At 59.2% G+C, this 26,476-nt stretch carries 29 protein-coding genes; 17 read left to right on the top strand and 12 right to left on the bottom strand.

The features are described from left to right. Positions 1-37: 37 nt before the first annotated feature. Both AC2TAD_RS02025 and AC2TAD_RS02020 read left to right on the top strand, forming a co-directional pair. Positions 38-1,519, top strand: coding sequence for a carnitine 3-dehydrogenase (locus tag AC2TAD_RS02025; RefSeq protein WP_480865693.1), 1,482 nt, complete (start codon positions 38-40; stop codon positions 1,517-1,519). Then, the gene (locus AC2TAD_RS02020; protein WP_480865692.1) at positions 1,516-2,277 is read left to right on the top strand and encodes an SDR family oxidoreductase; all 762 of its coding nucleotides are present in this window, start codon (positions 1,516-1,518) and stop codon (positions 2,275-2,277) included. Before AC2TAD_RS02025 ends, AC2TAD_RS02020 begins: the two co-directional genes overlap by 4 nt. On the opposite strand, the gene AC2TAD_RS02015 is transcribed toward AC2TAD_RS02020, so the two are convergent. Continuing rightward, positions 2,274-2,456 carry a hypothetical protein gene (locus AC2TAD_RS02015; RefSeq protein WP_209194450.1) on the bottom strand — a complete coding sequence of 61 codons (183 nt, stop codon included), beginning with the start codon at positions 2,454-2,456 and terminating at the stop codon, positions 2,274-2,276. The genes AC2TAD_RS02020 and AC2TAD_RS02015 overlap by 4 nt on opposite strands. A 71-nt stretch (positions 2,457-2,527) precedes the next feature. Beyond that, positions 2,528-3,388 carry a helix-turn-helix domain-containing protein gene (locus tag AC2TAD_RS02010; RefSeq protein WP_480865691.1) on the bottom strand — a complete coding sequence of 287 codons (861 nt, stop codon included), beginning with the start codon at positions 3,386-3,388 and terminating at the stop codon, positions 2,528-2,530. 106 nt (positions 3,389-3,494) lie between these two features. On the opposite strand from AC2TAD_RS02010, the gene AC2TAD_RS02005 reads away from it, so the two are divergent. The 3 genes from AC2TAD_RS02005 to AC2TAD_RS01995 are packed head-to-tail and all read left to right on the top strand — an operon-like array spanning position 3,495 to position 5,493. Next, positions 3,495-3,698, top strand: coding sequence for a DUF2061 domain-containing protein (locus AC2TAD_RS02005; protein ID WP_480865690.1), 204 nt, complete (start codon positions 3,495-3,497; stop codon positions 3,696-3,698). Beyond that, positions 3,691-4,569, top strand: coding sequence for a fatty acid desaturase (locus tag AC2TAD_RS02000; protein WP_480865689.1), 879 nt, complete (start codon positions 3,691-3,693; stop codon positions 4,567-4,569). The genes AC2TAD_RS02005 and AC2TAD_RS02000 overlap by 8 nt, the downstream gene beginning before the upstream one ends. A 21-nt stretch (positions 4,570-4,590) precedes the next feature. Beyond that, entirely contained in the window at positions 4,591-5,493 is a 903-nt protein-coding gene (locus AC2TAD_RS01995; RefSeq protein WP_480865688.1) for an EamA family transporter, read from the top strand. Here AC2TAD_RS01995 and AC2TAD_RS01990 read toward each other — a convergent pair. From AC2TAD_RS01990 to AC2TAD_RS01980, 3 genes are all read right to left on the bottom strand, one after another. Then, positions 5,490-6,893: a DEAD/DEAH box helicase gene (locus AC2TAD_RS01990; RefSeq protein WP_480865687.1), complete on the bottom strand. Its 1,404-nt coding sequence runs from the start codon at positions 6,891-6,893 to the stop codon at positions 5,490-5,492. The genes AC2TAD_RS01995 and AC2TAD_RS01990 overlap by 4 nt on opposite strands. A gap of 184 nt (positions 6,894-7,077) precedes the next feature. Further along, on the bottom strand, positions 7,078-8,016 hold the full coding sequence (locus AC2TAD_RS01985) for a glycosyltransferase family 2 protein (protein WP_480865686.1): 939 nt from the start codon (positions 8,014-8,016) through the stop codon (positions 7,078-7,080). An 18-nt stretch (positions 8,017-8,034) separates the two neighbouring features. After that, positions 8,035-9,639, bottom strand: a complete 1,605-nt coding sequence (locus tag AC2TAD_RS01980) for a peptide chain release factor 3 (RefSeq protein WP_480865685.1) — start codon at positions 9,637-9,639, stop codon at positions 8,035-8,037. A 109-nt stretch (positions 9,640-9,748) separates the two neighbouring features. Between AC2TAD_RS01980 and AC2TAD_RS01975 the strand changes: the two genes are divergently transcribed. The 8 genes from AC2TAD_RS01975 to AC2TAD_RS01940 all read left to right on the top strand — a co-directional run bounded on the left by AC2TAD_RS01975 (position 9,749) and on the right by AC2TAD_RS01940 (position 17,164). Then, positions 9,749-10,111 (top strand): SnoaL-like domain-containing protein, encoded by a 363-nt coding sequence (locus tag AC2TAD_RS01975; protein WP_480865684.1) that lies wholly within the window; start codon positions 9,749-9,751, stop codon positions 10,109-10,111. 70 nt (positions 10,112-10,181) lie between these two features. Then, positions 10,182-10,961 (top strand): SDR family oxidoreductase, encoded by a 780-nt coding sequence (locus AC2TAD_RS01970; protein ID WP_480865683.1) that lies wholly within the window; start codon positions 10,182-10,184, stop codon positions 10,959-10,961. A gap of 3 nt (positions 10,962-10,964) precedes the next feature. Then, positions 10,965-12,074 (top strand): hypothetical protein, encoded by a 1,110-nt coding sequence (locus AC2TAD_RS01965; RefSeq protein WP_480865682.1) that lies wholly within the window; start codon positions 10,965-10,967, stop codon positions 12,072-12,074. Between the two features lie 87 nt (positions 12,075-12,161). After that, entirely contained in the window at positions 12,162-13,220 is a 1,059-nt protein-coding gene (locus AC2TAD_RS01960; protein ID WP_480865681.1) for a methyltransferase domain-containing protein, read from the top strand. A gap of 80 nt (positions 13,221-13,300) precedes the next feature. Further along, positions 13,301-14,386: an ABC transporter ATP-binding protein gene (locus AC2TAD_RS01955; protein ID WP_480865680.1), complete on the top strand. Its 1,086-nt coding sequence runs from the start codon at positions 13,301-13,303 to the stop codon at positions 14,384-14,386. A gap of 121 nt (positions 14,387-14,507) precedes the next feature. Further along, the gene (gene surE / locus AC2TAD_RS01950) at positions 14,508-15,290 is read left to right on the top strand and encodes a 5'/3'-nucleotidase SurE (RefSeq protein WP_480865679.1); all 783 of its coding nucleotides are present in this window, start codon (positions 14,508-14,510) and stop codon (positions 15,288-15,290) included. Then, positions 15,287-15,937 carry a protein-L-isoaspartate(D-aspartate) O-methyltransferase gene (locus tag AC2TAD_RS01945; RefSeq protein WP_170752802.1) on the top strand — a complete coding sequence of 217 codons (651 nt, stop codon included), beginning with the start codon at positions 15,287-15,289 and terminating at the stop codon, positions 15,935-15,937. Before surE ends, AC2TAD_RS01945 begins: the two co-directional genes overlap by 4 nt. A 63-nt stretch (positions 15,938-16,000) precedes the next feature. Continuing rightward, on the top strand, positions 16,001-17,164 hold the full coding sequence (locus AC2TAD_RS01940) for a peptidoglycan DD-metalloendopeptidase family protein (protein ID WP_480865678.1): 1,164 nt from the start codon (positions 16,001-16,003) through the stop codon (positions 17,162-17,164). Positions 17,165-17,225: 61 nt separating this feature from the next. Here AC2TAD_RS01940 and AC2TAD_RS01935 read toward each other — a convergent pair whose 3' ends face one another. Further along, complete coding sequence (locus tag AC2TAD_RS01935) at positions 17,226-17,897, bottom strand: helix-turn-helix transcriptional regulator (RefSeq protein WP_353390124.1); 672 nt, start codon at positions 17,895-17,897, stop codon at positions 17,226-17,228. A gap of 21 nt (positions 17,898-17,918) precedes the next feature. Further along, complete coding sequence (locus AC2TAD_RS01930; protein ID WP_170774376.1) at positions 17,919-18,224, bottom strand: hypothetical protein; 306 nt, start codon at positions 18,222-18,224, stop codon at positions 17,919-17,921. Positions 18,225-18,443: 219 nt separating this feature from the next. On the opposite strand from AC2TAD_RS01930, the gene AC2TAD_RS01925 reads away from it, so the two are divergent. From AC2TAD_RS01925 to AC2TAD_RS01910, 4 genes are all read left to right on the top strand, one after another. After that, a complete protein-coding gene (locus AC2TAD_RS01925) occupies positions 18,444-18,659 on the top strand; it encodes a twin-arginine translocase TatA/TatE family subunit (protein ID WP_170354368.1) in 216 nt (71 codons plus the stop codon). Between the two features lie 6 nt (positions 18,660-18,665). After that, complete coding sequence (tatB, locus tag AC2TAD_RS01920) at positions 18,666-19,124, top strand: Sec-independent protein translocase protein TatB (RefSeq protein WP_480865677.1); 459 nt, start codon at positions 18,666-18,668, stop codon at positions 19,122-19,124. Further along, positions 19,121-19,993: a twin-arginine translocase subunit TatC gene (gene tatC / locus AC2TAD_RS01915; RefSeq protein ID WP_170752810.1), complete on the top strand. Its 873-nt coding sequence runs from the start codon at positions 19,121-19,123 to the stop codon at positions 19,991-19,993. Before tatB ends, tatC begins: the two co-directional genes overlap by 4 nt. A 111-nt stretch (positions 19,994-20,104) precedes the next feature. Beyond that, positions 20,105-20,947, top strand: a complete 843-nt coding sequence (locus AC2TAD_RS01910) for an ATP-binding protein (protein WP_480865676.1) — start codon at positions 20,105-20,107, stop codon at positions 20,945-20,947. 63 nt (positions 20,948-21,010) lie between these two features. On the opposite strand, the gene AC2TAD_RS01905 is transcribed toward AC2TAD_RS01910, so the two are convergent. From AC2TAD_RS01905 to radA, 5 genes are all read right to left on the bottom strand, one after another. Further along, entirely contained in the window at positions 21,011-21,655 is a 645-nt protein-coding gene (locus tag AC2TAD_RS01905; protein WP_170354364.1) for an SDR family NAD(P)-dependent oxidoreductase, read from the bottom strand. A gap of 41 nt (positions 21,656-21,696) precedes the next feature. After that, positions 21,697-21,945 (bottom strand): hypothetical protein, encoded by a 249-nt coding sequence (locus tag AC2TAD_RS01900; RefSeq protein ID WP_170752815.1) that lies wholly within the window; start codon positions 21,943-21,945, stop codon positions 21,697-21,699. Between the two features lie 265 nt (positions 21,946-22,210). Then, complete coding sequence (gene purF / locus AC2TAD_RS01895; protein ID WP_170354362.1) at positions 22,211-23,734, bottom strand: amidophosphoribosyltransferase; 1,524 nt, start codon at positions 23,732-23,734, stop codon at positions 22,211-22,213. A gap of 626 nt (positions 23,735-24,360) precedes the next feature. After that, positions 24,361-24,957, bottom strand: a complete 597-nt coding sequence (locus AC2TAD_RS01890; RefSeq protein ID WP_170354361.1) for a CvpA family protein — start codon at positions 24,955-24,957, stop codon at positions 24,361-24,363. 41 nt (positions 24,958-24,998) lie between these two features. Then, positions 24,999-26,360 (bottom strand): DNA repair protein RadA, encoded by a 1,362-nt coding sequence (gene radA / locus AC2TAD_RS01885; RefSeq protein ID WP_480865675.1) that lies wholly within the window; start codon positions 26,358-26,360, stop codon positions 24,999-25,001. Positions 26,361-26,476: the final 116 nt, after the last annotated feature.

The raw sequence follows: 26,476 nt of genomic DNA, 5'->3' as shown, positions 1-26,476 counted from the left end.
GGGCTAGCCCCCAAACCCCCGAGGTATTTTTAGCCAGATGAAGAGGCGGATCGATTTGAAAACAGCGGCAATCATTGGTGGTGGTGTGATCGGCGGCGGATGGGCCGCGCGGTTTTTACTGAACGGGTGGGATGTTCGGGTTTTTGACCCTGATCCTGAGGCTGAGCGCAAGATTGGGGAGGTTCTGGACAATGCGCGGCGTTCTTTGCCAGGGCTGAGTGATGTTCCGTTGCCACCCGAGGGTTCTCTGAGTTTTCATGAAGATATGGTTGAGGCCGTGCAGGGCGCGGAGTGGATTCAGGAAAGTGTGCCCGAGCGGTTGGACCTTAAGTTGAAGGTTTACAAGGGGTTGCAGGAGGCGTGTGATCCGGGCGCGATCATCGGCTCGTCGACCAGCGGGTTCAAGCCTTCGGAACTGCAGGAGGGCGCGCTGCGGCCTGAACAGATTGTGGTGACGCATCCGTTCAACCCGGTGTACCTGCTACCGCTGATCGAACTGGTGCCGACGGACAAGAACCCGTCCGACATGGTCGAGCGCGCGCAGGGGCTGTTGAAATCCGTGGGGTTCTTCCCGCTGCACATCAAGAAAGAGATCGACGCCCATATCGCCGACCGGTTCCTTGAGGCCGTCTGGCGCGAGGCGCTGTGGCTGGTCAGGGACGGCATCGCCACCACCGAAGAGGTGGATGAGGCGATTCGTATGGGGTTCGGCATCCGCTGGGCGCAGATGGGCCTGTTCGAGACCTACCGCGTGGCGGGGGGCGAGGCCGGGATGCGGCACTTTATGGCGCAGTTCGGACCAGCGTTGAAATGGCCCTGGACCAAGCTGATGGACGTGCCCGAGTTCACTGATGAACTGGTCGATATGATCGCCGATCAGTCGGATGCGCAATCGGGGATGCATTCGATCCGCGAACTGGAGCGGATTCGCGACAACAACCTCGTGGGGATGATGCGCGCGCTCAAGGCGCAAGATTACGGGGCAGGGGCTGTGCTGAACCAGCATGACGCGATGCTGAAACCCGGTGCGCTGCCGACGATGGAGGAGGCCGATCTGAGCCAACCGATCCTGACCTTGTCGCGCGCGGTGCCGCTGGATTGGACGGACTATAACGGCCACATGAATGAGGCGCGCTATCTGGAGGCCTTCGCCGCTGCCACCGACCGGTTCATGGAGATCATCGGTTGTGATGCGGACTATATCGCGTCGGGTGGCAGCTATTTCACGGCTGAAAACCACATCCGCTATGTGGATGAGGCCCATGCAGGCGCAAAGATACAGGTGCGCACGCAGATGCTGTTGGGGCAGGGTAAGAAGCTGCACGTTTTCCACAGCATGTGCGAGGGCGACAAGCTGCTGGCCACGGGTGAAAGCTTTCTGCTGCATGTCAGTCTAGACACCCGCCGTCCAAGTGCTCCGTCAGCGGAGATCGAGGCGGCCATGGCCCGTATTGCCGAGGCGCAGGCCGGGTTGCCTTATCCCGAGGGCGCGGGGGCGGCGATCCGTAAACCTGCATGAGCGCGCGGGTTCTGATCACGGCCGGGGCCTCGGGCGTTGGTCGGGCCATGGCAGAGGCTTTCGACGCCGTTGGCGCGCAGGTCTGGGTGGTCGATCTGGATGCAGAGGCGTTAGGTGCTTGCCCGAGCCATTGGAAACGGTCGCAGGTGGATGTGGCGGATGAGCCCTCGGTTGCTGCCCTATTCGCCGAGATTGCGGCGCATTGGGGCGGGCTGGATACGCTGTGTGCCAATGCCGGGATCGCCGGGCCGACGGCGCTGGTCGAGGATGTGGCGCTGGAAGACTGGCGTGCCTGTCTGGCGGTCAACCTCGAGGGGGCGTTTTTATGCGCGAAATACGCGGCACCTATCCTCAAGCGTCAGGGCAGTGGGGCGATTATCATCACCTCGTCTACGGCCGGGCAATACGGATATCCCAATCGCGCGCCCTATGCGGCGGCGAAATGGGGTGTCATCGGGCTGGCCAAAACACTGGCGATGGAGCTTGGCCCCCACGGCGTGCGTTGCAACACGATCTGCCCCGGCGCGGTCGAAGGCCCCCGGATGGAGGGCGTTCTGGCCCGCGAGGCCAACGCCAAAGGCATGACCCGCGACCAGATATATAACGGCTATGCCGCAGGTACCTCGATGGGGCGGTTTGTCGAGGGGCGCGACATTGCCGATATGGCCGTGTTTCTGGCGTCAGACGCGGCGCGGCTGGTATCTGGGCAAGTGATCGCGGTGGACGGGCATACCGTCAACCCCGACCCCAAAATTTAGCCCTGATTGGGACCGCGAATCTGGCGGATGGTCTGGCGGACCGCCTGCCAATCCTGCGCCTGTTGTATATTCCCGGCGGCCTCGCATTCGCGCATCTTCTGCGCGGCTTCAGCCTCGGCTCTGTCTCCGTGGGCGGAGTATAAGGCCCGTGCGTATTGGGCGGTTTGCATTGCGTCCATTCCTGTGCTCCTCCGTTCATAATCGGAATGCGAAAGGGTTCGCGCCCAGCGACGTTAGCACAGGATTGAGTTTAACGCATACTGTCACGTAATGCGCGCAGATGGCCGGGAAAATCCCGCGCGGTGACGTCGGCCTCGCGGACCAGAGTGTCAAAATGCCGGGTGAACGTTTCGATCCGGTCGCGGTCGCGGAACGCCATATAGTGGCTGCCCGCATAGAAAACGCAGAGCAAGGGGCCAAAGATCGTGACTGGTGCCGAATAAAGCCTTTTTGCATCAAACAGATAGATGCGCAGGCGGGGATAGAGTTGGTCGCACAGAGCAAGTAGATGGTCGATCTGATCCTGACGTGTTTGCAGATCCAGCCCTCGGTAGTACCCGGATGCGCTTGCGAAGCTTTCGATTTCAAACAAGGGCATGGCTATTTCGTAGTCCGATTGCGCCCGGCGCATCCAGGTCAACCGGTCTTCAGATGCGCCAATGGCCTGATCTGCCGTCCGCCCCAGATGTGGTGCATACTCCCATTCCAGAACGGCGCGAGTCTTTAACATATCCGGCAAAGTCGCTGGAACGTAACGGATTTTATATCCGGCGGCCTCTTGGTGCCATTCGAAAATCCGCTCATCCACCAACGCGCGGGCGGCCTCGGTCACAGTTAGCGCACCCGCCAAAAGTTCGGCCGCGCTTTCGGGTCTGTCCGATAGCGACAGGAGCCAATCCGCCGAAACCCCCAGCGCTGACGCGCAGCCACCCACCACATGGGCGTTTGGCAACCGGGCTCCATCGCCGGTCAACAGTTGAGACACGGTCGAGCGGTCAACGCCGATGTTCCGTGCCAGAGCACTTTGGCTAACGTGCCGCTCCTCCATCGCGCGGGCAAGGCGGAGGCGGAATTGTGCGGCACGGTCTCGTTTGTCGATATTTTCGGACATGTGTTTGGTTTTATCACAAATGATGAATTTTGTTAATCACATTCAGAATGTTCACCATCTGCGTGATCCGTAATTCTTAAGCCATAACAAAAATATGGGTGACGGAATGGAGACACGACGCAGATCAGTCGTGAAGGCCGTATTGTGGAATGCGGTGGGCCTTGTCGTGATGACCGTTGTGGGGTTGGTCGCAACCGGATCAGCCGCGATCGGGGGCGGTTTGGCATTGGCCAACACGGCCATCGGCCTGACGCTCTACGTGATTTACGAGCGTATATGGGCAGGTATCTCATGGGGCCGCAATGTCTGAGCGTGCAGGGCCTGAATGGGGCACCTTCGCCCTGATCCTTGGGTGCTATGGGGCGTGGTTGGTGATGCTTTTTTATTTGCCGCTTTGGGCCGCCGTGCCATTGGTGGGCGTCGTGGCGGCACTGCATTCTTCGCTGACGCATGAAGCGATCCACGGCCACCCCTTTCGGAAAAAGGCGTTGAATGAGGCGTTGATGGCGTTGCCGTTGACACTGTTCATTCCGTACCGCCGGTTCCGCGACCAGCATCTGGCGCATCATCGTGACGCGACGCTGACCGACCCCTATGACGACCCGGAATCTAACTATCTGGATCCACAGGTCTGGGCAGGTCTGCGCGGTTGGCAGAAACGCTTGCTGGCAGTGAACAATACGTTACTAGGGCGCATCGTTTTGGGTCCGGCCATTGGTCAATTTGTGTTCATGCGAAATGAGTTACGCTGCGTTTTCAAGTCTGAAATCCTGCGTGCCTGGGTATTCCATCTATGCGGTGTTTTGGTGGTGCTGTGGATTGTGTCGCTGTCGCCCATGCCAATCTGGGCCTATGTTCTGGCTGCCTATCTGGGGCTAGGCTTGGTGAAGATCCGAACCTTTCTTGAGCACCGCGCCCATGATCGGGCTTCGGCTCGTACGGTGATCATCGAAGATCGGGGGCCCTTGGCATTTCTCTTTCTTCACAACAACCTGCACGTGGTTCATCACATGAATCCAGCGGCGCCGTGGTACCGATTGCCCGCCCTTTATCGCGCAGGGCAAGACACGTACTTGGCGCGGAACGAGGCTTATGTCTATCGCTCTTACGCGCAGGTGTTTCGAGCCCATTTCCTAAGGGCCAAAGACCCAGTGCCCCATCCGCTCTGGCCAAAGGGGTAAATTGCGGCCACAAGGGGCGGTATGAGCCTCTGGATACCCGTCACCATCGCCGCCGCTTCGTTTCAGACCGTGCGGTTTATGCTGCAAAAATCACTGAGCAGCGTGAAATTGTCCGCCGCAGGTGCGACCTTTGCCAGATTTGCCTATTCGATGCCGTTGGCCGTTCTGGCGCTTTGGGTCGCGCTGCGGCTCAGCGAGCTGTCTTTGCCTTCGATGCCACCGATGTTCTGGCTGTTCGCGACCATTGGCGGCACAACGCAGATCTTGGCAACCATCTGTGTGGTCGCCTTGTTCAAGCAGCGCAACTTCGCGGTCGGAATCACCTTCAAGAAAACCGAGGTGATCCAGACCGCTATCGTCGGTTTCCTCGTTCTAGGTGATCAGATTTCAGCCGGAGCGCTAGTCGCCATTCTGATGGGCCTGACTGCAGTTCTGCTGCTGTCGAAAAACCCCGGAGGCGACGGCGCGTGGTGGAAACACCTGACCAATCGCGCGTCACGGCTGGGGCTGGGGTCGGGGATTCTGTTCGCCATTTCCTCGGTCAGCTACCGGGGCGCATCACTACAGCTTGGCGAGATCGACGCATGGTTCCGCGCTTTGGTGACACTGGCCGTTGTTGTGACATTCCAATTCGTCAGCATGGGGCTGTGGCTGCTTTGGCGCGACCGCGCAGAACTGCGCGCGGTGTGGGAGACGCGGCGCACCGGCATCTTCGTGGGCCTCACCAGCCTGAGCGGGTCGTTTTGCTGGTTCTTCGCCTTCACATTGCAGAATGCGGCTTATGTGAAGGCGCTGGGGCAAGTCGAACTGATCCTCAGCCTGTTTGCCTCGATCCTGTTCTTCCGCGAAACCATCACTCGGCGCGAGATCGCCGGTATGGCATTGCTGGGGGCTTCAATCCTGGCACTTGTGTTGACGATTTAAGAGGCGTCCGCCTCGGCCAGCGCCGTTACGCCTGCGCGGCGTTCGTCAAAGCTCAGCGCGATGAAGCTGGGCAGGTGATCACCCATGCCAACAACCGCCGGACCTGAATCATTGCGGCGGCCCCGGCCACGCGGTTCTTTGTCCTTTTTGCGGTCCGAGTCCTTCTTGCGCTCGGGCTTTTTGTCGGCCTTTGCCTCGTCGGTCGGCTTGGCCTTCTTCTCGCGTTTGGGCTTTTCGTCCTTGGGCTCTTCCTTGACCGGATTGTCCAGCCGGGGAATGTCCTTCTGGATCAGCTTCTCAATTGCGTCCAGCGCCTTTTCATCGCGGCCCGAGCAGATTGTGATCGCCTTGCCCTCGCGCCCCGCGCGACCTGTACGACCGATGCGGTGCACGTAATCCTCGGCATGGCCGGGGACGTCAAAGTTGAACACATGGCTAACAGAAGGGATATCCAGCCCTCGCGCCGCCACGTCCGAGGCCACCAGCAGGCGCAGTGACCCGTCGCGGAATCCGTCCAGGGTTTTCATGCGCTGCGACTGATCCAGATCGCCGTGAATGGCGGCGGCGTTATAGCCGTATTTCTTCAGCGATTTCGCGCAGATATCCACATCCGTCTTGCGGTTGCAGAAAATGATCGCGTTGGTGCAGCCTTCACCCTCGGAGTCGATCAGCGCGCGCAGAACCTTGCGCTTGGCGCTGGCCTCGCGGTCGCGGCGGCCACCTTTGAACATGACCACGCCTTGTTCGATCGTCTCGGAAGCGGTGGCCTGACGGGCAACCTCGATCCGGGCAGGGGCGGACAGGAACGTGTCGGTGATGCGCTCAATCTCGGACGCCATGGTGGCCGAGAAGAACAGCGTCTGACGGGTGAAAGGTGTCAGTGAGAAGATGCGCTCGATATCGGGGATGAACCCCATATCCAGCATCCGGTCGGCCTCGTCCACCACCATGATCTGAACACCGGTCAGCAGCAGCTTACCACGCTCGAAATGATCCAGCAGACGACCCGGCGTGGCGATCAGCACGTCGACTCCTCGATCAATCAGCGCCTCTTGTTCCTTGAAGCTGACGCCGCCGATCAACAGTGCTTTGGTCAGTTTCAGGTGCTTGGTGTAGGTGTCGAAGTTCTCAGCCACCTGCGCGGCCAGTTCCCGCGTCGGGCACAGCACCAGCGAGCGCGGCATCCGCGCGCGTGCGCGGCCACGGGCCAGCAGGGTGATCATCGGCAGCGTGAAGCTAGCAGTTTTGCCGGTGCCGGTCTGGGCGATGCCCAGCACATCCTTGCCCTCAAGCGCAGGTGGAATCGCTCCGGCCTGAATCGGGGTGGGGGTCTCGTATCCGGCTTCCTCAATGGCTTTGAGGACCTTCGGGTTCAGGTTCAGTTCGTTAAACTTTGTCATGTATGTCCGGTTTTTGCGGACACTAGACCTGGCCCGCGCGTATGAATGTGTGCCGGGCCCGGATGGCCATGCGCATCCCGCGCATTTCGGCTGAGGCGGGACATAACAAAAACGTTGGGCAGGGTCAAATGAAGAGGGTTTCAGACCCCTGTGCTCCGATACTGTGCAGATTTAATGCAACAATTCAGATGCTTCCAGGGAAGTGTTTCGCAAGCTTCCGGTCCAGATCCAGTGGCCGATGCCGGATCAACCCGTGTTGTTCAAGCCGTGCCAGCACGTCGGGCTGCGCGCCGCTGATCTCATCGAAAAACGCGCGCAAGCCGTCGATACCGTCCTCGCTTTCGATCCAGCTGAGCAGTTCGTTCATGTTCATCCCACCCTCATCCCGCGGGACATTTGGCGTCATTCCGGGTTTGTATGACCCACGCTCAAGTCGGAACCGGTAATGCGCCAGCCAGTGATCCCAATCCGGGGCGTGCCGGTGGCAGAGCGCAGCCTCGGCAAGTTCCGCTTTGCAGATCAGGCGTTCTCCATGCTGGAACAGCCCGTGAATGCGAAAGTTGATGCTCGGCAAACCGGTGCGGGCAAAAACCTTGCCTTGCAGGTGACTGAGAAACCCGCCCTTCACGAAAGAGCCATAGTTGGGATAAAGCGCTTGCACCGTCGCGGCGCGATCGGGCCCCGAGCGAATATACACTTTGTACAGGTCCTTGGCTTCGGCCACCGCCTCTTCCGGGCGGACACGGACAAAGGGGGTGTCCGGTGCTACCCCGGCCAGCAGATCGGCCACCGGGCGGTCGGGCCACAGAAACTCGTCCAGATCGATATGCAGCAACCAGTCTTCGCTAGCCTTTCGATAAGTGAAAGAGGCATTGGCTGTCTGGCGCACCTGATGCTTGTCGGGGCGCACCCGCTGACGATTGGCCCAGAACCCGTCGTCGCAATTGCGAACCTCAACCTTTGGATGCCGATTCAAGGCATTGAACGCCTTGGGGCAGGGCTCGTCCAGATAGACATGCATCCGATCAACCCCAATGTCGAGGTGATAGGCTACAAAGCGCAGAATGTCCGGGGCCGTCCCCCGGACCGTCGAGACGATACCCCAGGTCGGTTTAGCGCCCATGCGCGGCCCTTTGGCCGGTCACGTCATCATTTCCTTGGTGGCCGTTAGAGTCAGGTCAGGATAGTCCCGCACCACCCGGTCGATATCCCATTGCAGACGTGTCAAGTAGACGATGTCGCCGTCATGATCATGTGCGATGTGCTGTTTGTTGGCGTTGACGAACTTGTCCACCGCCAGCTTTTCACCGCTGACCCAGCGGGCCGAGGTGAACTGAGACGCCTCAAACCGTACAGGCAGGCCGTATTCCATCTCGATCCGGCTGGCGAGCACTTCGAATTGCAGTGCGCCGACGACGCCGACGATAAAGCCCGACCCGATCGAGGGTTTGAACACCTTGGCCGCGCCTTCTTCGGCGAATTGCATGAGGGCTTTCTCGAGATGTTTGGCCTTCATCGGGTCGCCAGGACGGACGGTTTGCAGCAGTTCTGGCGCGAAGGACGGGATGCCGGTGACGCGGATTGCTTCGCCCTCGGTCAGCGTGTCGCCGATGCGCAGCTGGCCGTGGTTAGGGATGCCGATGATGTCACCGGCCCAGGCTTCCTCGGCCAGTTCACGGTCGGATGCCAGAAACAGCACTGGGTTTGAGATTGCCATGGGCTTCTTGGACCGCACATGGGTCAGCTTCATGCCGCGCTTGAAATGGCCCGAGGCCATCCGCACAAAGGCCACGCGGTCGCGGTGCTTGGGGTCCATATTGGCCTGCACCTTGAACACAAAACCGGCCACTTTCTTTTCATCCGGTGCGATCTGGCGCGGTTCAGCCGACTGAACCTGCGGCTGCGGGCCATAGGCACCAATGCCTTCCATCAGTTCTTTAACTCCGAACGAATTGATCGCCGAGCCGAACCAGATCGGGGTCATATGCCCCTCCAAAACGGCTTGCGGGTCCAGCGCGGGCAGCAGCTCGCGCGCCATCTCGACCTCTTCTAGCAGTTTTTCCAGCAGGTGTTCTGGCACGTGTTCAGCCAGTTTCGGGTCATCCAGACCGTCGATCTGAATACTCTCGGCCACTTTGTTGCGGTCGGCGCGGTCCATCAGCTCCAGCCGGTCGCGCAGCATGTCATAGCAGCCGATGAAATCGCGGCCCACGCCAATCGGCCACGCGGCGGGCGTGACGTCGATTGCCAGCATTTCCTGAATTTCGTCGATGATCTCGAACGTATCGCGGCTTTCGCGGTCCATCTTGTTACAGAAGGTCAGGATCGGCAGATCGCGCAGGCGGCAAACCTCGAACAGCTTCTGCGTCTGGCTTTCCACACCTTTTGCACCGTCGATCACCATCACGGCGGCGTCCACAGCCGTCAGCGTGCGATAGGTGTCTTCAGAGAAATCGCTGTGACCGGGCGTGTCCACCAGATTGAACCGGAAGGTGCCATAATCAAACGACATGGCCGAGGCGGAAACCGAGATACCGCGATCCTTCTCCATCTGCATGAAGTCCGAGCGCGTGCGCCGCGCTTCGCCCTTGGCGCGTACCTGACCAGCCATCTGGATGGCGCCCCCGTACAACAGGAACTTTTCCGTCAGCGTCGTCTTACCCGCATCGGGGTGCGAGATGATCGCAAAGGTCCGGCGACGGGCGATTTCGGGCGGCAGGGTGGGTTGGTTCGAGGTATCAAGCATGACCGCGCGTATAGGCGGGGAAACCCGCCGAGGCAAGACAAAGGGGGTGGTTCGAATCGAGCACCTATGGCAATAAGAACATATAGAGAACAAATAATGGAGAGTATCAATGAATTTGAACGAAATTGCCGCCGAACTGGTCGCAGGCTGCCGCGAGGACCGCGCCAAGGAAAATCTTGAAAAGCTTTATGCCGAGGATGCCGTCTCGGTCGAGGCGCAGGATTTCATGGATATGGGTCGCGAAACCCATGGCCGGGATGCAATCCGCGGCAAGCATGAATGGTGGGAAGGCGCGCATGAGGTCTCGGGCGCATCGGTGAGTGATCCGATGCCACATGGTGAGGACCGCTTTGCCGTGATCTTTGAAGTGCAGGGCAAGGTGAAGGAAACTGGCGAAGCCTTTGATATGAAAGAAGTTGGTGTCTATCACGTCGCAAATGGCAAGATAGTGCGGGAAGAGTTCTTTTACTGATCTCTAACGACTGGTTTTCCCCATCTGGCCAGTGCTAGACATGTGGGCAACAACAGATGGGGAGGATCACATGGATCTGGGTATCAAAGGAAAACGCGCGCTGGTCTGTGCCAGCAGCAAGGGTTTGGGTCTGGGCTGTGCCGAAGCTTTGGCCGAGGCCGGTGTCAATCTGGTCATGAACGCCCGCGGAGCCGAGGCGCTTGAGGCGGAGGCCGCGCTTTTGCGGTCCGAGTACGGCATTGATGTGCAGACGGTGGCCTGCGATGTGACCTCGACCGAGGGGCAGGCGCAGGTGATCGAAGCCGCGCAGGGTGTTGATATCCTTGTGACAAACGCCGGTGGTCCGCCTCCGGGCATGTGGTCGGATTGGGAACGTGAAGATTTCATCAAGGCCATCGACGCCAACATGCTGACGCCGATTGCTTTCATGAAGGCGCTGCTGCCGGGAATGATGGACAAGGGTTGGGGTCGTGTGGTGAATATCACCTCGCAATCGGTGCGCGCACCGATCGCTGTGCTGGGGCTGTCGAACGCGGCGCGGACTGGGTTGACCGGCTACGTCGCGGGAACCGCGCGGCAGGTAGCCCCGCAAGGGGTGACAATCAACAATCTGCTGCCGGGTATCCACGCCACCGACCGCGCGGAGTCCTTAGATAGTGCAGTTTCGCTGCAGAAAAACATCTCGATGGAAGACGCCCGTGCCGAACGTGCCGCCACAATCCCGGCGCGCCGCTATGGCACACGGCAGGAATTCGGGGCCGCCTGCGCCTTTCTGTGTTCGCAACATGCGGGCTTTATCGTGGGCCAGAACTTCCTCTTGGACGGCGGCGGAACTAACTTGACGATGTAGGCGATGGCGCAAAACTTTTCACTGAAAGACCAGCTGTTTAATGCAGAAAAGACCCGCTATCTGGCGGGGCTTTTTTCGGCAGCCGACCCCGCTTTCGAGGCAGAGGCGTTCGAGGTTCAGGTCATGTCCCGCCTGCTGGATCTGGAATTGAAAGAGCGCATGGCGTGGATAGCCGACTGCCTGCAACAGGCTTTCCCTGGCGCGCTGCCGGACATTGCGCCCACGCTGCTGCGCGCGCTGCCGCCGCCACTGGACCCGTCAAAGAAAGATGATGATTTCGGTGATTTCATCTTTGCACCCTTGGGCGATTGGGTAGTGGCCGCTGGCCTCGATCATCCCGATCTGGCCTTAGATGTACTTGAGGAGCTGACGCAGAGGTTTTCGATGGAATGGGCCATTCGCGCGTTCCTGAACGCTCATCAGGAAACGGTGTTGGAACGGATGCAGGCATGGTGTGCCCATGACAGCTACCACGTGCGCCGTCTGGTCAGCGAAGGCACCCGCCCACGTTTGCCATGGGGGCAGGCGGTGGGGTTGGAACTGACCGACCCGCTGCCTTTGCTAGATCGGTTACACAGTGATCCGACGCGATACGTGACGCGCTCGGTCGCGAACCATCTAAACGACATCACCAAGAAAGACCCCGATCTGGTGCTGGACCGTCTGCAGCAATGGCGCGAGGGCGGGCAGGACGCAGATGAGTTGCGCTGGATGACCAGCCACACCCTGCGTGGATTGGTGAAATCGGGACATCCCGGCGCGATGAAGATGCTGGGCTATGATCCTGACGCCGCAATCTTGGCTGACATTCAGGTGCAAGGAGATGCCCGGATCGGGGGTGTGCTGAATTTCGATGTGGCGCTCTGTGGTGCCGGAGACCAGCCCGTTCTAGTGGATTATATCATTCACTTTCAACGCCCTGGCGGTAAAACCTCAGCCAAGGTGCACAAGTTGAAACAGACCGCGCTGCGGGATGGTGCGCTGACGCTAAGCAAGACCCACAAGCTCAAGGGCAATGCGACCACGTTCAAACTGGTGCCCGGCCCACACCGGCTGGAGGTTCAGGTGAACGGGCAGGTGCGCGCTGCCGTGGATTTCGATCTGCTCGGGTAACGCTTTTGTAAAATCGCACATGTGCGGATTGCGCCACGGCCCTTGCTGCATTAGCTGATCCCCTACCAGACACAAGGGATACCTTCGATGAAGCATGAATCGGTGCAGAACTATTACGGTGACGTCCTTCAAAGTAGCGCGGATTTGCAGACCAATGCCTGCTGCACGCCCGATGACATGCCGGATCATGTAAAGAAAATTCTCTCAAAAATTCATGATGATGTGCTGACGCGTTACTATGGCTGCGGTCTAATTGCACCGCTGGATCTGGAAGGGATGAGCATCCTTGATCTGGGCTGTGGTGCCGGGCGCGACGTCTATGCGCTGTCGGCGATGGTCGGCGAAAATGGCCGCGTGGTCGGCGTGGACATGACGCCCGAACAGTTGGATGTGGCCCGCGCTCATCAAGAATACCACGCGCAGGCGTTCGGCCATGGTGCGTCAAATGTGGAATTCCACCACGGCTATATCGAAAAGCTGGACGAGCTGGACCTTGAGCCCGGTTCCTTCGACATCATCGTTTCGAACTGCGTGATCAATCTGGCCACCGATAAAGAGGCCGTTCTGCGCGGCGCGCACCGTCTGCTGAAAGATGGCGGCGAGATGTATTTCTCGGACGTCTATGCTGACCGCCGCATCCCCGCCGCCATGGCCGAGGATGAGATTTTGTATGGGGAGTGCCTGTCGGGCGCGCTCTATTGGAATGATTTCCTGTCGATCTCGCGCAAGGCCGGGTTTGCCGATCCGCGCCGAGTGACACATCGCCCGCTGACCATCGAAAACCCGGTGCTGGAAGAGCGGGTTGCGCCCTTGAGATTCCTGTCGGCCACGTATCGTCTGTTCAAACTTCCCGAGCTGGAACCAGCTTGCGAGGATTACGGCCAAGCGGTGATTTACAAAGGCACGATCCCCCACGCGCCGCATCTGTTCGAGCTGGACGACCATCACGCGATCGAGGCGGGCAAGGTCTTTCCGGTGTGTGGCAACACCTGGATGATGCTGAAAGACACGCGATTTGCGCGCCATTTCGAGTTTGTTGGCGATTTCTCAACCCATTACGGCATTTTCGAAGGCTGCGGTGGCGAAAGTCCGTTCGAAGCTACTGGTACAAACACTGGTGAGGCCGCCTCGGGCGGTTGCTGCTGATCGCTTGCGCCTGACGGGCGGGGTTGCTATCCCCGCCTAAGCCCGATGGAAATGATCGGGAAAGGCTACGGGGTCCTTCGGTGACAGTGAATTCAACTCCTCCACGTCTGGAAATCCGCAATCTGGTCGCCCGGTACGAAGGGCGTGTGGTGGTGGATGACGTCTCGCTAAGTGTTCAGGCGGGGCAGGTGACGTGTCTGCTAGGGCCGTCTGGCTGCGGCAAGTCGACCACGCTGCGTATGATCGCCGGGGTCGAGATGCAGGAGTCCGGCCAGATTTATGTGGATGGCAAGCTGATCTGCGACACGGTGTTTCGTGTCCCGCCCGAGCGGCGCGAGATTGGGCTAATGTTTCAGGACTTTGCCCTGTTTCCCCATCTAAGCGTGGCCGACAACGTGGCTTTTGGTCTGAAGGGCCACAAGGACGAAAAACGCGCGCGGGTCGAGGAGTTGCTGACGAAGGTTGATCTGATGCGCTTCGTCGACAGCTATCCGCATCATCTGTCGGGCGGCGAACAACAGCGGGTCGCACTGGCGCGGGCTTTGGCGCCGCGTCCCCGGATCATGTTGATGGACGAACCGTTCTCGGGGTTGGATAACCGTTTGCGCGACGGTATCCGGGATGAGACGCTGGCGATCCTCAAAGAAGAAGACGCCGCCGTGGTTCTGGTCACGCATGAGCCCGAAGAGGCGATGCGCATGGCCGATGAGATCGCCCTTATGCGGCGTGGCAAGATCGTGCAGCAGGGCGCGCCCTATAATGTCTATACCCGGCCTGCGGACAAAGCGGCGGTGGCATTCTTCAGTGATGTCAATGTGTTGAAGGCGCAAGTTAATGGCGCTTTGGCAGAGACGCCATTTGGGCGCTTTTTGGCTCCGGGCGTACCTGACGGCACGGATGTTGAGATCGTCTTCCGCCCGCAGCATGTCAAACTGGATTTCGACCGTAACGGCAAAGGGCCGCTGCCCACGCCGACCGATGGCGTGGCCGCGCGTGGCGTTGTCCAGCGGGCGCGCTTTCTGGGCAATGAAAGCCTGGTCGAATTTCGCATGGACTATGACGGTTCAATCCTGAAAGCCACTGTGCCGAACGTCTTTGTTCCGCAGCCGGGACGTGTCATGTGGCTGACCATTCGCCGCGACCGGTGCTTTGTTTTCCCCGAATAATTCCTGACGTGGCAATTTAGACCCAGCTGATGCGTGAAAGCCGCAGTTTGCGTGTGCGCGTCGCTTGCCGAGGCGCGGGGCCGGGTCTATCAAGGGAAAAACGCAGGGATGGATGGGGCATATGCGTATTCTTCTGACCAATGATGATGGCATCAATGCACCGGGCCTGATCACGCTTGAGGCGATTGCCGCCGAGCTTGCCGGGCCGGACGGAGAGATTTGGGTCGTTGCGCCCGCGTTCGAGCAATCCGGCGTCGGACATTGCATCAGTTACACGCACCCGATGATGGTCGCTAAACTGGGTGAACGCCGATACGCCGCCGAGGGCTCGCCCGCTGATTGCGTGCTGGCTGGTTTGCATGACGTGATGAAGGATGCGCCGCCAGATCTGGTGTTGTCAGGGGTAAACCGGGGCAATAACTCGGCCGAAAACACGCTGTATTCCGGGACGATCGGTGGCGCGATGGAGGCCGCTTTGCAGGGTGTCCCTGCGATTGCCTTGTCGCAATACTTTGGCCCGCGCAATTTGGGGCTGGATGACCCATTCGAGGCCGCAACGCGGTTTGGGGCCGATCTGGTGCGCAAAATCTTGGATGCGACGCCAGCCGAGCAGGGCGATTATCGTCTGTTCTACAACGTAAATTTCCCGCCCGTTCCCGCCGACGAGGTTCTGGGCACTCGCGTGGCGGCCCAAGGATATCGCCGTGACACACATTTCTCTGTCGAGCCGCACAGCTCGCCATCGGGGCGGCGGTTCTTGTGGATCAAGGGCGGGTATCAGCACAACCCGACCGCGCCGGGGACGGATGCGGCAGTCAATCTGGCGGGTTATATTTCGGTCACACCGATGCGGGCGGATTTGACAGCGCATGACACGCTTGAGGCACTAAAGACAATCGAATGACCGGGTTGAGTGCAGAAACAAAGATGCAGTTCCTTTTTGCCCTGCGCTCTCGCGGGGTGACGGATGCGCGCGTATTGGCAGCGATGGAGCAGATTGATCGCGGCAAGTTCGTCAAGGGTTTGTTCGCGGACCGAGCGTATGAGGACACGCCGCTGCCGATTGCTTGTGGCCAGACGATCAGTCAGCCTTCGGTCGTGGGTCTTATGACTCAGGCGTTGGATGTGCGACCTCGGGATACGGTGCTCGAAATTGGGACCGGGTCCGGATATCAGGCGGCTGTCCTGTCTAAACTGGCACGCCGGGTCTACACGGTCGAGCGACATAAGCGGCTGGTGCGCGAAACCGGCGACCTGTTCCGCGAGTTGGGCCTGACCAATGTGACAGCGATGCTGACCGATGGATCATTCGGTTTGCCTGAACAGGCTCCGTTTGATCGTATCATTGTGACTGCGGCGGCCGAGGACCCGCCAGGGCCGCTCTTGGCGCAGCTCAAAATCGGCGGTATCATGGTTTTGCCGGTCGGGCAGTCGGATACGGTTCAAACATTGATCCGGGTTCGGCGAACGGAAACCGGCCTGGACTATGATGAATTATTGCCCGTTCGGTTTGTTCCCCTGCTTGAGGGATTGGGCAAAGACGAGGCGTAGAGGCTTTTTGAAAACCCACCGGAACCCCGATCAACAGGGGCAGGTGATGAGGACAGAAAAAAGATGAGAGCAGTTTCCAAATCAGCGATGATGCGCTGCGCGACCGGAATGGTTGCGCTGGCCGTATTAGCCGGGTGCGAAGGCCCGCTTGACTATGATCTTCGCGGTCAGATCGGAGGGTTTTCCACCACGGATGCGGCCCAGACGGCCACCACGAACCGCCCGCCGCCGGATGCGCGCGGCGTGATTACCTATCCGACTTATCAAGTTGCCGTTGCGCGCCGGGGTGACAAGGTCAGTGACATCGCAGCGCGGGTGGGTTTGCCCGAAGCAGAGCTGGCCACGTTCAACGGCCTCAAACCCACTGATACGTTGCGGGACGGTGAAGTAATCGCTCTGCCGCGAACGGTCAGTTCGGCAAGCTCGGTCGATATTGCGACAATCGCAGGGACCGCCATCGATGAGGCACCAGCGGATGGCTCGGTCCGCACGTCGACCTTGGCGCCTGCGCAGCCTACCGCGACACCAGCACCTCCTGCTGCGCCGTCAGGACCCGAACCCATCAGGCACAAGGTGAAACGCGGCGAGACTGCGTTCACGATCTCGCGCCTTTATGACGTGCCAGTGGACGCGCTGGCGGATTGGAATGGTCTGGATTCGGACTTTACGGTTCGGGAAGGTCAGTTCCTGTTGATCCCGATCAAGACGCAGTCCGCGCCGCAACAGGCCGCTGTGCCAGCAACCAATGTCACGCAGCCGGGGCAAGGATCACCCACTCCAACGCCGCCAAGTGCGACTCAGCCTTTGCCAGACGAACAGGTCGCTGCGCCGGTTCCTGCGCCGGATGTAACGGCTGAGGCACCGACCAATCAGAGCAACTCGGCGCTGGGTTTGCCGGTGACCGGGACAATCATTCGTACCTATAAGAAAGGTCAAAACGAAGGCATCGATATCGCTGCTGCACCGGGCGCCGCCGTTAAGGCCGCCGAGGCCGGAACCGTGGCTGCAATCACCGCGGATGCCGATCAGGTGCCGATCATCGTGGTCAAGCACAACAATGACCTTCTCACCGTGTATGCAAATGTCGAAGGCATAACAGTCAAAAAGGGCGATCGGGTGCGGCGAGGCGAGAGAATTGCAGCCCTAAGGGATGGTGACAATGCCTATGTCCATTTCGAGGTTCGCAAAGGGTTCGAAGCGGTCGATCCAGAGCCGTTTTTGAAGTAGAAAATGGCCCGGTCCGGGCCATGCTTCTGGCAGGGATATTCTCTGCCAGATGAAGGACGGATCAGGTTTGCGGATCGAAGTCGCTGAGGCGTTTTCCGGGCTCATCTGTGAACAGTTCGGGCAGGGGGCGGATGGCTTCGATCAGGTCAATACGGAAGACGCGGAAGCTGTCTCGCAGCTCACACCATGCGGTGAGTGTCCAGACGCGGCCCCAGTATTCCATATGAAGCGGGCGGATCGTGCGCTCGGTCAGCACGCCGTCGATGCGGCGGTAGTTGAGGTGCAGTTTCTGGCGTGATTTGATGGCGGCGCGGATCGGGGCCATATGCGCCAACCCACGCGCAGCATCGGCAAAGGGGTAGACGGCGAATTTCCAGGTATCTGCTTCGGCGACGACTTGCGTCGGCAGCACGGCGTCGATCTTGTCGGCCAGCGTCTCAGCGGCGGCTTTTAGCTCGGGGTCGGCGGCTTGGGCCACGATGGCCATGCCGAGGTTCAGCGCCTCAAGCTCGGCTGGGGTCAGGTTTACCGGGGGCAGGGTGATCTGTTCGCGCACCATGTAGCCGACGCCGCGCTCGCCCTCGACCGGGACGCCTGAGGCGACCAGCGTGTCCATGTCGCGATAGATCGTGCGGACCGACACCTCGAGCCGGTCCGCGATGTCCTGCGCGCGGTGCAGTTTGCCATCGCGCAGGATCTGGATGATGTCGAACAGACGATCCGTGCGGCGCATGTCACGCCGTCCGAACCGTGTTTAAGCAATCATGTTCCAAAGCACTTTCTCGTGACGCATCTGGATGCTGTCGGGTTTGATCGCCGTCATCAAGGCAGCGGCGAAGTCTTGTTGTGGGAACTGCGCGGCGGCATTCTGTGCCGCTTTCATGTCGGTCCAGACAACGTAGTCGGTCCAGCGGCCATCCTCGCCTTGGCTCAGCTGTCGATGCGCAAAGCCGGGGGCCGCGCGCACGAAGGCTTCGGTGGATTGGCTGAGCTTCACGAACGCCTCGGGCGTGGTGCTGTCTGCGAGCGAAAAGGTGACGATTTCGGCAACATGGGTCATTTCAATCTCCGTTGACCAGGTTTCGATGATCTCTTCCTAGTCACGTGCAACTGACATAAACCTGTCAGTTGAGAAAATCCAGCGCCCAAAAAACGCGTGAACGGATCGAATTCGAACGCGGATTTGATCTGGCGCACTGTTGTCCACCGCTCGTCAGGCGTAGACACATGGCCAAACAACATTCCCGGCGCGTGGCGTCGATGTAGAAGGAGACAAGACATGCTTAACAATATCGGCCTTCCCGGCCTACTGCTGATCGCCGTTGTGGTTCTGGTTCTGTTTGGCCGCGGCAAAATCAGCTCGCTGATGGGCGAAGTGGGCAAAGGCATCACCTCGTTCAAGAAGGGCGTCAAAGAGGGCGCGGATGAGCTGGAACAGGACGCGTCCGAGATGGCCAAGGACGTCACCCCCGAGACCGATAAAGACAAGGCCTAAGCGCAGATGTTTGATCTGGGCTGGACCGAGCTTCTGGTCATTGGCGTTGTTGCCCTGATCGTTGTGGGGCCAAAGGACCTGCCGGTGCTGTTCCGCAATGTGGGGCGGTTTGTTGGCAAGGCCCGTGGCATGGCGCGCGAGTTTTCCAGCGCCATGAACGAGGCTGCTGACCAGGCGGGCGTCAATGAGATCAAGAAGGGTCTGAACGCTGCCACCAACCCTGTCGGCAGCGCCATGGACGGCGTGAAAGAGGCCGCGCAGGATTTGGCCAAGAGCATGGACCCGACCAAGTTCGACCCCGACAGCGAGACCGGCAAACTGGCAGCCGAGCGCGCCGAGCAGGCCAAGAAGATTCAAGCCTCGACCGCGCGCGCCGCCGCCGAGCGTAAGGCGAAAGAGGCCGCAGACGCCCTGGCCAAAGCCGAAGAAGCCGAGGCTGCGTTGAAAACCGAAAGCAAATCATGACCAAGACCGACGAGATCGAGGACAGCTCGGCCCCATTGATCGAGCATCTGGCAGAACTGCGTACGCGGCTTATCCACTGCGTCGTGGCGTTTCTGATCGGGATGATCATCTGCTTTACAGTGGCCACCCCGCTGTTCAACTTTCTGACGCAACCGTTGTGTGACGTTCTGGCCGAGCGCGGGCAGGATTGTGGGCTGATCTTCATCTCGCCGCAGGAAGGGTTCTTTGTAGCCATCAAGGTCTCGCTGCTGGGTGGGTTCATTCTGGCCTTTCCCTATATCGGGATGCAGATGTGGCGGTTCGTGGCTCCGGGATTGTATAAGTCTGAAAAGAACGCGTTCCTGCCGTTCATGCTGGCCTCGCCCTTCATGTTCTTATTGGGGGCCAGCTTTGCCTTTTACGTGGTTACTCCGCTGGCCTATGACTTCTTCCTTGGCTTCCAGCAGTTCGGCGCTGAAGGGGAGGCCGTGACGGATGGCGTAACCGCCGCACCGCTGAGCGTGGTCTTTCAGGGCTCAGCACAGGAATATCTGAACCTGACGATCAAGTTCATCGTAGCGTTTGGTCTGTGCTTCCAACTGCCGGTTCTGCTGACGCTGATGGGCAAGGCGGGGCTGGTAACGGCCGAAGGTCTGGGTTCAGTCCGCAAATACGCGGTGGTCGCTATTCTGGTGCTTGCCGCGCTGGTAACACCGCCCGATGTGATTACTCAGGTGATCCTGTTCGTGGTGGTATACGGACTGTACGAAATCTCGATCTTCCTCGTGGCCCGTGTCGAGAAAAAGCGCGAAGAACAGCTGCGCGCTGACGGCTACTATGACGACGAAGAAGAGGCGGATGCCGAAATCGTCGACGAAGAAAGCAAGTAAACCGGCTTAACCCGGATCAGGCGCGCCCATTCGTGGCGCGCCTTTTTTATGCGCGGGTCTTGCCGCTTGCATCTGATCATGGTTTGAACCCCAAAACAGCCGGAGGCCCTGATGGATGACCAAGCCCTGAACCGCATTGCTGATGCCTTGGAGCGCATGGCTCCAGCCCCCTTGGCAGCCCCTGATTTCGGCGCGGCCCCGGCTTTTGTCTGGCATGTGGACCCTGACCGGCTCGAACCAGTGACCAAGGTTAACCGAGTCGATTTGGACCTGCTGGTGGGCATCAACCGCTCGCGCGACACGCTTCTGGACAACACACGGCGCTTTGCGGCTGGGTACAAGGCAAACAATGCGTTGCTCTGGGGTGCGCGGGGTATGGGCAAGTCCAGCCTTGTCAAAGCGGTCCACGGGAGCCTGCAAAATGAATACCCCGATCTGAAACTGGTCGAACTTCAGCGCGAGGACATGGGCTCGGTCGCGCGTCTGCTAAACCATCTGCGGGCCGCACCGCATCGGTTCATCCTGTTCTGCGATGATCTTTCGTTCAGCCATGATGACCAACACTACAAATCGCTCAAGGCGGTGCTGGACGGCGGTATCGAAGGCCGCCCGGAAAATGTGGTGTTCTACGCCACCTCGAACCGCCGACACCTGATGCCGCGGGACATGATCGAAAACGAACGCTCCAGCGCCATCAACCCGTCCGAGGCGGTCGAGGAAAAAGTCTCACTCTCCGACCGCTTCGGCCTTTGGCTGGGCTTCCACCCCTGCGATCAGGACGAATACCTCGCCATGATCAACCGCTACTGCGCCGCCTATGGCGTCAACGTCGCCCCCGACACCCTGCGCGCCGAAGCCATCGAATGGCAGGCCACACGCGGCGCACGTTCTGGCCGCGTAGCGTGGCAATTCTTCGTCGATCTGGCCGGACGCACCGGCGCGCATATAGGCTGATCCGCCCGCTTCATCTGGCCAAAAATACCTCCGCCGGAGGCATGGCCCGCAAGGGCCATTCTCTTATAGGGACGCCAAAATTCGGGCCGCCTCATCCGCAGGGCTCGTCAAAGCATCACGGTCCTCGCCGGGATGAAACCGCGCGCGCACGGCCGTAGGCATGGGCGCAGGTTCCACAATCGACACACGTGGCCCTGTGCGCTCGGTCTCAGCCGCCCAACTGCGGGCCAACGCCATCTGAGCGCCCTTGGTCGCGCCATAGATGCCATAGAACTTGTCGCCCGCTTTGGGGTCGTCAAAGAACACGGCATGACCGCTCTCGCCCAGCAACGGAGCGATATAGGGAATCAAAACCGAAGTCGCCGTGGCATTCACATTGACGGCCTTTGCCCATTCCTTCGGGTCGATAAAATGCGCAGGCGTCAGAGCCGAGCTGTGAACAGCCGTGTGCAGCCACAGATCCACCTTGCCCCAACGATCATGAATACCCCGGCACAGCGTCGCCATGGCGTTCGGGTCGGCGATGTCCATGGGGGCCAGCGTGGCCGCGCCACCTTTGGCCTGAATACGGTCATCCAGCTCTTCCAGCCCACCGGTGGTACGGGCGACAGCGACAATGTGGTACTCGGGGGCCAGCGCCTCGGCCAGAGCAGCGCCCAAGCCCCGTGACGCCCCAGTGATTAGGGCAATTTTGGTCTGATCGGTCATGACAGCGGTTTGAACCCCCGCAGGCAGGGCGTCAAGACGGTTTAGCTGCCGGGAATGGCGATGCGCCGGGTCTGGCCGCTTTGTCGCAGCATCACGCCATCCGGATCAATTGCCACCACAGTGCCCGAGGATACGCGGCTGCCGGGCTTGACCTCTTTCACTCGTCCCGACGACAATCGCATGAGCGCGCGCAAATCCGATTTCGGGCCAAAGACCCCAAGGAGGGATACAGAGTTCTTTTTAAGCGCGCTTTTTTGCGTGGCCGCGCTTTTGACGGTGGCGTTCGACATAAATTCCGGCCGGGCCGCAGCGGCCCGATCCCTTGTTGTGAGTGCTTGGTAGGCGGGGCCTTAACAAAGCCAACCAGTAAGAAAAACCCCCTTGGGGGATCACGAAAACGACAGCGAATGTGCCCGTGGAGAAGCCCTTGAGCTTACGTTTTCTTCGCCGCAGAGTTGTGGGCGAAAACCCACCGATCCAGTATGCACGGGCAAAAAGAAAGCCCGCATCACTTCAGTGACGCGGGCCTTCGTCATTACCGATTCGGTAGATAAACTAACCCGAGGCCAGTTTTGCGGCGTTCCACGATCCGCCGGGTACCTGCATATCCTCGCGTTTTTTGCTGACGCGGCTGCTGTTTTCCAGCGTGTCCAGGTAATCCCCACTGACGCTGCCAGTGATGTAATTACCGTCGAAACACGAACAGTCAAAAGCCTCGATCTCGGGGTTTCCTTCCTTGGCCGCCCAGATCAGATCGTCGAGGTTTTGATAAAACAATGCATCCGCGCCCAGTTCCTGCCGGATTTCTTCAATATCCTTGCCATTAGCGACCAGCTCATGCTTGGTGGGCATGTCGATGCCATAGACATTGGGATACTTCACAGGCGGCGAGGCGCTGGCGATATAGACTTTCTTCGCTCCGGCCTCGCGGCACATCTGCACGATTTTCTTGATCGTGTTGCCGCGCACAATGGAATCGTCGATCAGCAGCACGTTGTGACCTTTGAACTCCAACGGAACCGCGTTCAGCTTGCGGCGCACAGATTTTTGACGCTCTTCCTGACCGGGCATGATGAAGGTCCGGCCCACATAGCGGTTCTTTACCAAACCCTCGCGGTATGGGATGCCAGTTGCCTTGGCGACCTCCAGCGCGACGGGACGGGCGCTGTCCGGCACAGGAATAATGCGGTCGATATCCAGACCGGCGGCCTCGATCTGTCGGGCCAGTGTTTGACCCATGCGCATTTGGGTTTTGTAAACCGAAACCCCATCCAGCAGCGAATCCGGACGCGCCAGATAAACATACTCGAAAATGCAGGGCGTCAGTTGCCCATCAACCGCCTGGAATGTGTGCATGTTGCCGTCCAGATCGATCAAGATCGCCTCGCCGGGTTTCACATCGCGTAGTTTGTCAAAGCCGTTGATGCCAAAGGCCACATCCTCAGAGGCAAAGGCATAGTCGTCACCCTTTCCATCCACATCACGCTTGGCGACCGAAAGCGGTCGGATGCCATAGGGATCACGGAAGGCCAGCATTCCGACGCCTGCGACAAGACAGATCACCGAATAGGCGCCCTGTACCCGCTCCATTGTCATCTTGACGCCGGCAAACAGGTTGCGGATCGGTTCTGCATTGCCGTTAACCTTGATCGCATCGGCGACCTTGTCGGCCAGCACGTTCAGCAGGATCTCGGAATCCGAAGTGGTGCGCAGGTGGCGGCTGTATTTAGCGGTCACCTTTTCGCGCTGTTCGGCGGTGTTGGTGATGTTGCCGTTATGGACCAGATAGATGCCGTAGGGCGCATTGACGAAAAAAGGCTGTGCCTCGGCCGCGCTGAGCGAGCCTGCGGTCGGATAGCGTACATGGCCCATGCCAACTTTGCCCAGCAAGGTTTCTGCGTCCTTGGCGTTGAACACGTCTTTGACCAGACCGTTGGCCTTTTTCTCTCGGAAGAACTCTCCGGTATATGTGACGATCCCCGAGGCGTCTTGCCCCCGGTGCTGCAGCATCAGCAGCCCGTCATAGATTTCCGCAAAGACATCATGTGTCCTGCTTGCGATCCCCAAAATCCCACACATGTACGGGCTCCAATTTTCTATGACGATTTGAGAGGTTTCGGTGACTGGTGGTGCTGGATGGCAGTATCTGAGGACTCGATCGCCTGACAGGCGTTGAATGCGCGCGCTTTGTCCTTTGCAGGGGCGGGCACGTGAGAAAACAGATACAGCAAGATCGGCAGCTCCGATTCCATGTCAGTTCGGCTCTCACATAATGCCTTACGGTGCCTGTGTCATCAAAGGATCACAATTGCGATTTGACGCAGGTGGTTTTTGCGGGAATTGCGCTTCAAACAGTGACAGGTCAGGCCGCATGTGCTGTCATTTCTGTGATTACCAATTTTCTGTTTTGATACCATTCGGACGGACCTACCCATGTGGCAACACAAACAAGGACAAAAAAAAGAAACACAGCCAAAACGCAGATGTCACCGATGCCGTGGCATGGGTCGGTCTCCTTGTCCGATTTGCAACGGCGCGGGCGAAGTTGTCAAAAGCCGAGACATTCACGGAAAACCAATCTTTACACGGTGTACCGGGTGTTTTGGGCTCAAAAACATCAAATGCACGGTCTGTGCGGGTGAAGGGTTCACCTGAGCAATACAGTCTTGCCCAAAAAAAAGCCCGGTCCATGCCGGGCTTTTCGCTTATTCTGTGGTTGCCGGGGCGGCTTCGGGTGTGACCTCGCCGCCTTCTGTGCAGCTTGCCACCAACTCCTCGTATTGGCGTGTCACCCAACCGAGCGCTTCTTCGGGGTTCTGTTCTTCGATCTGACCGCTGAACTGTTCAAACACCTTGGCCGAGCGGCTTTCATCGACGATCGTATATGACTGACCTGTCATGACGGTATCGTAGACAAAGAATGCGATTGCGACCAGCAGGATGCCGCGCGCGATCCCGAAGAAGAAGCCAAGTGCTTGATCCAAACCACCCAGGGCTGAGCGTTGCACAAGCGACGAAAATAGAGGGGTGAAGATGCTGACCACGATCAGCGCCACCGCAAAGACCGCCGCAAAACCGGTGATAACAGACAATTCACAACTGTCTTGCAGGAAATCTCCGACGACCGGAATCTCTTTCACCAATGGCACCGCTTGAGGTGCAAAAATAAAGGCCAGAACCGCGGCGGCGACCCATCCCGCAATCGCCAGAATCTCACGCAACAAACCGCGGGAATAGGCCAGAAGGCCCGACACCACGATGATCAGGGCAACCACCCCGTCAATAATTGTAAAACCTTCCATGGCCCTCGCCTGTAATTTTTTCAGCCTCTTAAGGCGTTACCTTAACCTGCTCCGAAGGTTTCGCCAACAAACCCTACCAAATCAGAGGGGCGGGTGAGTGTCAGACCTGCCACAGTGCCAGTTTTGCCACCTGCCGGAGCTATGGCTGATGTGAAACCAAGTTTCTGGGCTTCTTTCAACCTATTTTCGGTTTGTGCAGCTGGTCTTAGGGCACCTGACAGAGAGATTTCCCCGAATACAACGGTGTCTGAAGGCAGAGCTGTATCCTCGCGCGCGCTCAGCAAAGCTGCGGCAACGGCAAGGTCGGCCGCCGGCTCGCTGATTTTTAGTCCGCCTGCAACGTTTAGATATACGTCCAAACCAGTGAAGGGGACGCCACAGCGGGCTTCTAGCACCGCCAGTATCATAGCAAGTCTACCGTTGTCCCACCCGACGACCGTGCGACGCGGTTGCGAATGTGGAGATGGCGCGACAAGTGCTTGTAATTCAACCAAAACCGGGCGCGTTCCTTCGATTCCGGCAAATACCGCCGAGCCAGGGCTGGGTGTTCCGCGCTCGGACAAAAACAAGGCAGAGGGGTTCGTGACCTGGGCCAGTCCTTTACCCGTCATTTCGAAAACGCCGATCTCGTCCGCAGGACCAAAACGGTTCTTCACCGCACGCAGGATACGGAACTGATGGCCACGTTCCCCTTCAAAATAGAGCACAGTGTCAACCATGTGTTCGACGACACGGGGGCCTGCGATCTGACCCTCTTTGGTTACATGGCCGACCATGATGATCGAAATGCCATGTCGTTTCGCAAACGTGGTCAATTCATGCGCTGCTGCCCTTACTTGTGACACCGATCCGGGGGCGCTGTCGACATTGTCGGCCCACATGGTCTGAATCGAGTCGATAATGGCAAGGCTGGGTTTTTCCGCTTCAAGCGTGGTAAGGATGTTGCGCAGGTTTGTTTCGGCCGCGAGTTGCACCGGCGCGTCCTCCAGTCCCAGACGGCGGGCGCGCATCCGCACCTGGGCGCTGGCTTCCTCGCCCGAGACATAGATGGTCTTGACGCCAGCACGAGCAAACCGTGCGGCGGCTTGCAACAGAAGGGTGGATTTGCCGATGCCTGGATCTCCGCCCACCAGCAGGGCCGAGGCGGGGACAAGGCCACCGCCCAGCACGCGATCCAATTCCTCGACCCCACACAATGTGCGAGGCGGAGGGGTTTCCTCGGTCGACAGGTCCGTGAGTGCGATGGTCTGGCCCCGCTTGCCGCCGAGGGATTTCTTGGCCGGGCCAGCCGAAAGGGGGGCTTCTTGTATGATCGTGTTCCACTCGCCGCAGCCGTCACAGCGGCCGGACCAGCGGGAATGCGTGGCGCCACAGGCCGAGCATGAAAAAGTCGTCTTTGCCATGCGGCCCTTGGTGCCTTAGGTAGGGCGGTTCTTCAAGCCCTTGCGGGCTTTCATCGCCGCCGGTGGCGCGCCACGTCCTCAAGCCCTGCGGGCCATCGTCCGCGGCGGGCGCCTGT

It is taken from the genome of Ruegeria sp. HKCCD7628 (genome assembly GCF_057221005.1).
Note: the sequence above shows the minus strand (reverse complement) of the source record. Positions and strands in the feature narration are given on the sequence as shown.

Excerpts from the sequence above, each read along its gene's own strand:
- AC2TAD_RS01990 (WP_480865687.1), bottom strand. The coding sequence starts at position 6,893 with ATGACAAAGTTTAACGAACTGAACCTGAACCCGAAGGTCCTCAAAGCC.
- AC2TAD_RS01945 (WP_170752802.1), top strand. The coding sequence starts at position 15,287 with ATGACCGGGTTGAGTGCAGAAACAAAGATGCAGTTCCTTTTTGCCCTG.
- AC2TAD_RS02010 (WP_480865691.1), bottom strand. The coding sequence starts at position 3,388 with ATGTCCGAAAATATCGACAAACGAGACCGTGCCGCACAATTCCGCCTC.
- AC2TAD_RS01925 (WP_170354368.1), top strand. The coding sequence starts at position 18,444 with ATGCTTAACAATATCGGCCTTCCCGGCCTACTGCTGATCGCCGTTGTG.
- tatB (WP_480865677.1), top strand. The coding sequence starts at position 18,666 with ATGTTTGATCTGGGCTGGACCGAGCTTCTGGTCATTGGCGTTGTTGCC.
- AC2TAD_RS01970 (WP_480865683.1), top strand. The coding sequence starts at position 10,182 with ATGGATCTGGGTATCAAAGGAAAACGCGCGCTGGTCTGTGCCAGCAGC.
- tatC (WP_170752810.1), top strand. The coding sequence starts at position 19,121 with ATGACCAAGACCGACGAGATCGAGGACAGCTCGGCCCCATTGATCGAG.
- AC2TAD_RS01935 (WP_353390124.1), bottom strand. The coding sequence starts at position 17,897 with ATGCGCCGCACGGATCGTCTGTTCGACATCATCCAGATCCTGCGCGAT.
- AC2TAD_RS01985 (WP_480865686.1), bottom strand. The coding sequence starts at position 8,016 with ATGGGCGCTAAACCGACCTGGGGTATCGTCTCGACGGTCCGGGGGACG.
- AC2TAD_RS02015 (WP_209194450.1), bottom strand. The coding sequence starts at position 2,456 with ATGGACGCAATGCAAACCGCCCAATACGCACGGGCCTTATACTCCGCC.
- AC2TAD_RS02025 (WP_480865693.1), top strand. The coding sequence starts at position 38 with ATGAAGAGGCGGATCGATTTGAAAACAGCGGCAATCATTGGTGGTGGT.
- AC2TAD_RS01910 (WP_480865676.1), top strand. The coding sequence starts at position 20,105 with ATGGATGACCAAGCCCTGAACCGCATTGCTGATGCCTTGGAGCGCATG.
- AC2TAD_RS01975 (WP_480865684.1), top strand. The coding sequence starts at position 9,749 with ATGAATTTGAACGAAATTGCCGCCGAACTGGTCGCAGGCTGCCGCGAG.
- surE (WP_480865679.1), top strand. The coding sequence starts at position 14,508 with ATGCGTATTCTTCTGACCAATGATGATGGCATCAATGCACCGGGCCTG.
- AC2TAD_RS01965 (WP_480865682.1), top strand. The coding sequence starts at position 10,965 with ATGGCGCAAAACTTTTCACTGAAAGACCAGCTGTTTAATGCAGAAAAG.
- purF (WP_170354362.1), bottom strand. The coding sequence starts at position 23,734 with ATGTGTGGGATTTTGGGGATCGCAAGCAGGACACATGATGTCTTTGCG.
- AC2TAD_RS01890 (WP_170354361.1), bottom strand. The coding sequence starts at position 24,957 with ATGGAAGGTTTTACAATTATTGACGGGGTGGTTGCCCTGATCATCGTG.
- radA (WP_480865675.1), bottom strand. The coding sequence starts at position 26,360 with ATGGCAAAGACGACTTTTTCATGCTCGGCCTGTGGCGCCACGCATTCC.
- AC2TAD_RS01980 (WP_480865685.1), bottom strand. The coding sequence starts at position 9,639 with ATGCTTGATACCTCGAACCAACCCACCCTGCCGCCCGAAATCGCCCGT.
- AC2TAD_RS02005 (WP_480865690.1), top strand. The coding sequence starts at position 3,495 with ATGGAGACACGACGCAGATCAGTCGTGAAGGCCGTATTGTGGAATGCG.
- AC2TAD_RS01905 (WP_170354364.1), bottom strand. The coding sequence starts at position 21,655 with ATGACCGATCAGACCAAAATTGCCCTAATCACTGGGGCGTCACGGGGC.
- AC2TAD_RS01930 (WP_170774376.1), bottom strand. The coding sequence starts at position 18,224 with ATGACCCATGTTGCCGAAATCGTCACCTTTTCGCTCGCAGACAGCACC.
- AC2TAD_RS01900 (WP_170752815.1), bottom strand. The coding sequence starts at position 21,945 with ATGTCGAACGCCACCGTCAAAAGCGCGGCCACGCAAAAAAGCGCGCTT.
- AC2TAD_RS01995 (WP_480865688.1), top strand. The coding sequence starts at position 4,591 with ATGAGCCTCTGGATACCCGTCACCATCGCCGCCGCTTCGTTTCAGACC.
- AC2TAD_RS02000 (WP_480865689.1), top strand. The coding sequence starts at position 3,691 with ATGTCTGAGCGTGCAGGGCCTGAATGGGGCACCTTCGCCCTGATCCTT.
- AC2TAD_RS02020 (WP_480865692.1), top strand. The coding sequence starts at position 1,516 with ATGAGCGCGCGGGTTCTGATCACGGCCGGGGCCTCGGGCGTTGGTCGG.
- AC2TAD_RS01960 (WP_480865681.1), top strand. The coding sequence starts at position 12,162 with ATGAAGCATGAATCGGTGCAGAACTATTACGGTGACGTCCTTCAAAGT.
- AC2TAD_RS01940 (WP_480865678.1), top strand. The coding sequence starts at position 16,001 with ATGAGAGCAGTTTCCAAATCAGCGATGATGCGCTGCGCGACCGGAATG.